We start from the raw sequence: 5,591 nt of genomic DNA on the forward strand, positions 1-5,591 counted from the left end.
TTAAATCAGCTCCTTTTCAAGGTAGATGTAGCTTACATCAGTATTTACTGCTCAGGAATACGCCTTATTGCGTAGTGCGGCAATTCGCGCATCCAGCGGTGGGTGACTGGAGAAAAACTTTTGGATCATGCTATGAGTCTGGCCTTTGTTGATGCCAAAAGCCATCATGGAATCAGGCATTTCATTGGGCAAGTTTTGTTCGGCTTTTAAGCGCTCCAGTGCGTTGATCATGGCTCCGGAACCCGCCAGACGTGCACCGGCTTCATCAGCACGGTATTCACGGAAACGGCTGAACCACATCACAATGCCCGAGGCCAGAATACCCAAAACAATCTCGGAAAAAATGGTGGTAACATAAAACGCGATGCCGTGACCACCTTCATTCTTGAATACCACACGATCCACGGTATGACCTATCACACGGGCAAAGAACATCACAAAGGTGTTCACCACACCCTGCACCAGTGCCAGAGTGATCATGTCGCCGTTAGCAACGTGACCGATTTCGTGAGCCAGCACCGCACGCACTTCTTCTGGACGCATGCGTTCCAGCAGGCCGGTGGATACCGCGACCAGTGCAGCATTACGATTCCAGCCAGTGGCAAAGGCATTGGACTGGTGAGACGGGAAAATACCCACTTCCGGCATTTTGATCCCTGCTTTCTGGGATAACTCGGACACGGTTTGCATCAGCCACTGTTCCTGTTGATTACGTGGCTGAGTGATGACCTGGGTGCCTGTGCCTTTTTTGGCCAGCCATTTGGACAGCAGCAGTGATACCCCGGAGCCAGCCATACCAAAAACAAAACAGAAAATCAGCAGATTAGTCAGATGCAGACCACCAGTGGAGTCCAGATAACGACCCACACCCAGCAGGTTCAGGGTAATACTGGCAACCACAATCACCGCCAGGTTGGTCAGCAGGAATAAACCGATACGCATCATACTTGTGTTTCTCCCAGTAAATTCAGTTGGCACTTAGATAAGGGCAGATAAAAAAGGTTTCAAGCTTTACTGACGATAACGCGACAGAAAGCGCTCGATACGACTGATGGCATCTTCCAACTCATCCACACGAGGTAAAGTCACCAGGCGGAAGTGATCCGGCTGCATCCAGTTAAAGGCCGTACCCTGCACCACCAGCAGTTTTTCCTGCTGCAACAAATCCAGAGCAAACTTTTCATCATCCTGAATGTTGAACTTTTTAGGATCCAGGCGCGGGAACATATACAGTGCACCCTTGGGTTTAGTACAGGTGACACCCGGAATCTGGGTAATCAGTTCATAAGCCTTGTCGCGCTGTGCCAGTAAACGACCACCCGGAAGAATGTAATCATTGATGCTCTGATAACCGCCCAGTGCTGTCTGGATGGCGTGCTGAGCTGGAACGTTGGCACACAGGCGCATCGAGGCCAGCATGTTCAGGCCTTCGTTAAAATCCTGCGCCAGATGTTTGGCACCCGACAAAATCAACCAGCCGGAACGAAAACCCGCCACGCGGTAACTTTTGGACAGGCCGTTAAAAGTACAGAACAGCAGATCATCGGCCAGGCTGGCAATGGAGGTGTGCTGGGCTTCATCGTAGAGAATCTTGTCGTAAATCTCGTCAGCAAATACCACCAGCTGATGTTCCCGAGCCACTTCAATAATCTGCAGCAGCAGCTCATCTGAATACACAGCTCCGGTTGGATTGTTGGGGTTGATGATGACAATGGCACGGGTGTGTTCGGTGATTTTTTTGCGGATATCTTCAATATCCGGGAACCAGTCACTCTGCTCATCACAGATATAATGCACCGCCTTGCCACCGGCCAGACGGGCAGCAGCCGTCCAGAGCGGATAATCCGGCGCGGGAATCAGCACTTCATCATTGTCATTCAGCAATCCTTGCATCGCCATTACAATCAGTTCACTGACACCGTTACCCAGATAAATATCTTCGATACCAACATGGACAATTTTTTTGCGCTGGCACTCCTGCATCACTGCCTTGCGGGCGGAATAAAGCCCTTTGGAATCACTGTAACCCTGAGCCTGTGGCAGATTACGCATCACATCCTGCAGGATTTCATCCGGTGCTTCAAAACCAAAAGGTGCGGGATTACCTATGTTCAGCTTGAGTACTCGATGGCCTTCTTCTTCCATTCGCTTGGCTTCCTGTAAAACCGGGCCGCGAATGTCATAACAGACGTGATGTAACTTGTTGGATTTGCGAATGGTTTGCATGATTGGAGTTCCAGAACAAAAAAAGCGCCTGCTGGCGATAGCATAGCCTACCAAGCGGCGTTGTTTTTGTCTTCAATCAAATGGATGGAATTCTGCTGTTGGGTTCAAGTCGGAACATTAGCATCAATATAACGATTACGTCCCTGATGTTTGGCGGCATACAGGCGTGTGTCCACACGATTCAGCGCCTCATCCAGTTCTTCATCAATGCGCAGTTCCGTCAAACCAATACTGGTGGTGAAGCTCACCTGCTGACCATCATGAGCAGTGACGGATGAGTTCTCGCATTGCTGGCGGATACGCTCAGCGACCTGGGCTGCATCAGATTTAGGTGTTCCGGGCAGTACAGCGATAAACTCTTCACCACCATAACGGGCCGCCAGATCATTTTTGCGCAGCTCGGTACGCAGGATCTGAGCAAACACCTGTAGCGCCAGATCACCGACCGAATGACCGTAGGTATCGTTGATACGTTTAAAACGATCCAGGTCAAACATCAGCAGGCAAATGGGCGAGGCAGGCTCATCATTATTTTCAATCAACACATTGCGCTGACGGATCAATTCATGAAGCTGTTGCAGTAACACACCTCGGTTCAGCAGGCCGGTCAGGCTATCCATACTGGCCTGACGATACAGGCGCATCAGGGTGCTGACCTGAGAGTGATTTGCCCACAATGAGATACCGAGTACGGTAACCAGCTGCCACAAATCCTGCCAGCCATACGCACTGTTAAGCTGCCCGGTTGTTAATAAAGCCATCAACTGGATAAGCAGTACCAATAGCCCGATCCCCAGGCTTTCTGTCAGTGTCAGTGGAAAAACACTCAGGAAAGCAATAACCAGCAGGGGAATAAAACTGTAACCAACCAGTGAGGTCATCTGGCTACCGTAAATCAGCACCAGTGCACCGTAAAAAACGGCAGGCGCCAGCAGCATTGCAGCCAGGGTATTGCGTATCCGGTTTAATTGGTTCTGGTTTTTCCAGGCGGAATACAACACACCAAAGAGCGTTAGCATCAATAGAAAACGACCTAGAGCAACTTCAGCAACCAGCTCCAGTGGCAACAGCAAGTAATCCACCAGAATCCACATGGGCGCCAGCAGAGTAAAAGCCAAACCTACAAACAATACGCGGGTGCGCAGGTAGTCACTGCGCGCATAATCAAAGTCACGTGAGTGATGTTTGCCATTGAGCGTATCCCGTAAACCGGCTGGTAACCAACGAGGTTGCCAGGGGTTTTCCCATTTGATGCCGAGGAGGAAACGGCGGCGCTCAGTGTTTTTCAAAATGCTGCTCCGTTAAAAATGTACATCCATTATTCGCATAAGGTGAATCAGGGCTTTCGGCATGATGTTTTATCAACATTCAGCTGTACTCTGGATCTTCAATATCGTCCAGCTCACTGTCGTTTGTAATATCCAGCGGTGTTTCCAGGCTGATACGACCCAGCTGACCGCCTCGCAGATCATGCAGCAACACTTCTGCCGCGCGATGAAAATCCACCACACCACCGGTTTTCAGGCCACCACGCCGACTGGCAATTTCTCGCAGCAGGGCTTCAGCATCTTCCGGCAATGCTTTGAGTTTGTAACGTGCTACCAGAGCATCCGGATAACGCGACAACAGGCTACCCGCAGCCCAGAAACCCACGGCTTCATAATCCATGGCGGTATCACGAATGGCACCCGATGCTGCCAGGCGGAAGGAGCTTTCAATATTTTCAATTCGAGGCCACAACACACCGGGGGTATCAATCACCTGTAACCGGTCACCCACCTGAATTTTCTGCTGGCGGCGCGTAACAGCCGGTTCGTTCCCCACCTTGGCAATTTTTTTACCGGCCAGGCTGTTGATCAGTGTGGATTTACCCACGTTGGGAATACCCATGACCAGTGCACGAACAGAGCGACTTTCACGCACCTGACTACCCAGTTGCTGACAGGTACGCGCAATCGGGATCAGTGTTTTGTTGTCCGTGGTGACAATCGGCAGGGCACGGGTATTGGCCTGCTGCTCAAAATAGGCAATCCACTGGGCGGTGATATCAGGGTCAGCCAGATCACTTTTGGATAAAAGCTTGAGTGTCGGCTTGTGCTGCGCCAGTTTGCCCAATACCGGGTTAGAGCTGGAAAAGGGCAGGCGTGCATCCAGCATTTCTATCACTACATCGATTTCGGGCAGGGCGTTTTTGATTTCCCGGCGCGCCTTGTGCATGTGGCCGGGGTACCAGTTGATGGTCATGAAAGGACTCGGTGGGTTGGATGAATCGGATTATCCGGTGTTTGTTCAATCATCATAAACTTGCTTTTTCTTCCAGCTTTCCTGATCTTCCATCATTTCTGAAACACTTTCTGCCAGCTGGTTATCACTGTTTTCAGACTGAACTGCAATCTGTTCTTCCATCTGTTGGATGGTCTGGCGACACTCCAGCAGTGTCTGGTTGTGAATGCCGTTGGGGTTATTGCGATTCAGCTCACTCATGATGCGTTTGTGATGTACCACGGCAATACGCAGGTTGCCTTCCATTTCGGCTTTACGTGCAGATGCCTTGAATACTTCAATCAATGTTTGGGTGAAACCAAGTTTGATCTCATTCAGATAGGACTGCGCCAGCCGATGCGGAATTTTACGATCCTGATACAACCCAACAATCACCTTATTCAGCTGCTTTAGATTACGACGGATGCCGTTGGCTGTTTGCAGATCCGTCACGGGTTCCGGTTTTGGTTGATTGCTGCTGCGGATTTCCTGCAGTTTGTTTTGAGCAGTTTCCATTTCTGCTTTTAGCCTGGAATCATTGTTGCCCAGCTGCTCCTGCTCTTGCAGCAGATCCAGCCATTGACTGGCAATAAAGGCACGGAAATCCTGAGAGATATAATGAGGGGGCAGCTCATCCAGCAACAGCTGCATCTGGCGGCCACGATCTGCCAGCATCCGCACTCGCCGCTGATCTTCGATCTTTTTCTTTTCATTCTGCTGGCGACCGTAAACCACAATCACTAGTATTAAAGCGACAAAAAAGATGCCGCCCAGAACAAGAACTATAAGCATTTTTTGCTCCCGCTGGGGTTCCCTTTAAAACAACTGAATCTCTCTTAAGACGCTAAGTATCTAACAAAGCCTGTGCCACTGACAATAATAGAAACAAATCAGTTGTGTGTTACGCTCTTTAACGAACAAAAAACGCACAAAAAAATGGCTACAACCAAGTGGTTGAAAAAAGTGTGTTGACACCATCAAGATGCCTCATTAAGATATGCGCCATCCTGAACGGAGTAGCTGATACGTCCCATTCGTCTAGTGGTCCAGGACACCGCCCTTTCACGGCGGTAACAGGGGTTCGAACCCCCTATGGGACGCCA

The 5,591-nt window shown here is 50.0% G+C and carries 5 protein-coding genes and 1 tRNA gene; 1 reads left to right on the forward strand and 5 read right to left on the reverse strand.

The genetic code is table 11. The annotated features are described in order from the left end of the window. Window positions 1-51 precede the first annotated feature (51 nt). The 5 genes from htpX to IBX50_RS16470 all read right to left on the reverse strand — a co-directional run bounded on the left by htpX (window position 52) and on the right by IBX50_RS16470 (window position 5,280). Window positions 52-945, reverse strand: coding sequence for a protease HtpX (gene htpX, locus IBX50_RS16450; protein ID WP_292257384.1), 894 nt, complete (start codon window positions 943-945; stop codon window positions 52-54). Window positions 946-1,011: 66 nt separating this feature from the next. After that, the gene (locus IBX50_RS16455) at window positions 1,012-2,226 is read right to left on the reverse strand and encodes a pyridoxal phosphate-dependent aminotransferase (RefSeq protein ID WP_292257385.1); all 1,215 of its coding nucleotides are present in this window, start codon (window positions 2,224-2,226) and stop codon (window positions 1,012-1,014) included. A 104-nt stretch (window positions 2,227-2,330) separates the two neighbouring features. Then, on the reverse strand, window positions 2,331-3,515 hold the full coding sequence (locus tag IBX50_RS16460; RefSeq protein ID WP_292257386.1) for a diguanylate cyclase: 1,185 nt from the start codon (window positions 3,513-3,515) through the stop codon (window positions 2,331-2,333). Window positions 3,516-3,594: 79 nt separating this feature from the next. Beyond that, window positions 3,595-4,470, reverse strand: coding sequence for a ribosome biogenesis GTPase YlqF (gene ylqF, locus IBX50_RS16465; protein WP_292257387.1), 876 nt, complete (start codon window positions 4,468-4,470; stop codon window positions 3,595-3,597). Window positions 4,471-4,515: 45 nt separating this feature from the next. Continuing rightward, on the reverse strand, window positions 4,516-5,280 hold the full coding sequence (locus IBX50_RS16470) for a hypothetical protein (protein WP_292257388.1): 765 nt from the start codon (window positions 5,278-5,280) through the stop codon (window positions 4,516-4,518). A gap of 235 nt (window positions 5,281-5,515) precedes the next feature. On the opposite strand from IBX50_RS16470, the gene IBX50_RS16475 reads away from it, so the two are divergent. After that, a tRNA-Glu gene (locus IBX50_RS16475) sits at window positions 5,516-5,591 on the forward strand.

The organism is Marinospirillum sp., assembly GCF_014859565.1.

What these genes read in the sequence shown, in the direction of transcription:
- htpX (WP_292257384.1), bottom strand. Translation starts at nt 945, where the DNA reads ATGATGCGTATCGGTTTATTCCTGCTGACCAACCTGGCGGTGATTGTG.
- IBX50_RS16455 (WP_292257385.1), bottom strand. Translation starts at nt 2,226, where the DNA reads ATGCAAACCATTCGCAAATCCAACAAGTTACATCACGTCTGTTATGAC.
- ylqF (WP_292257387.1), bottom strand. Translation starts at nt 4,470, where the DNA reads ATGACCATCAACTGGTACCCCGGCCACATGCACAAGGCGCGCCGGGAA.
- IBX50_RS16470 (WP_292257388.1), bottom strand. Translation starts at nt 5,280, where the DNA reads ATGCTTATAGTTCTTGTTCTGGGCGGCATCTTTTTTGTCGCTTTAATA.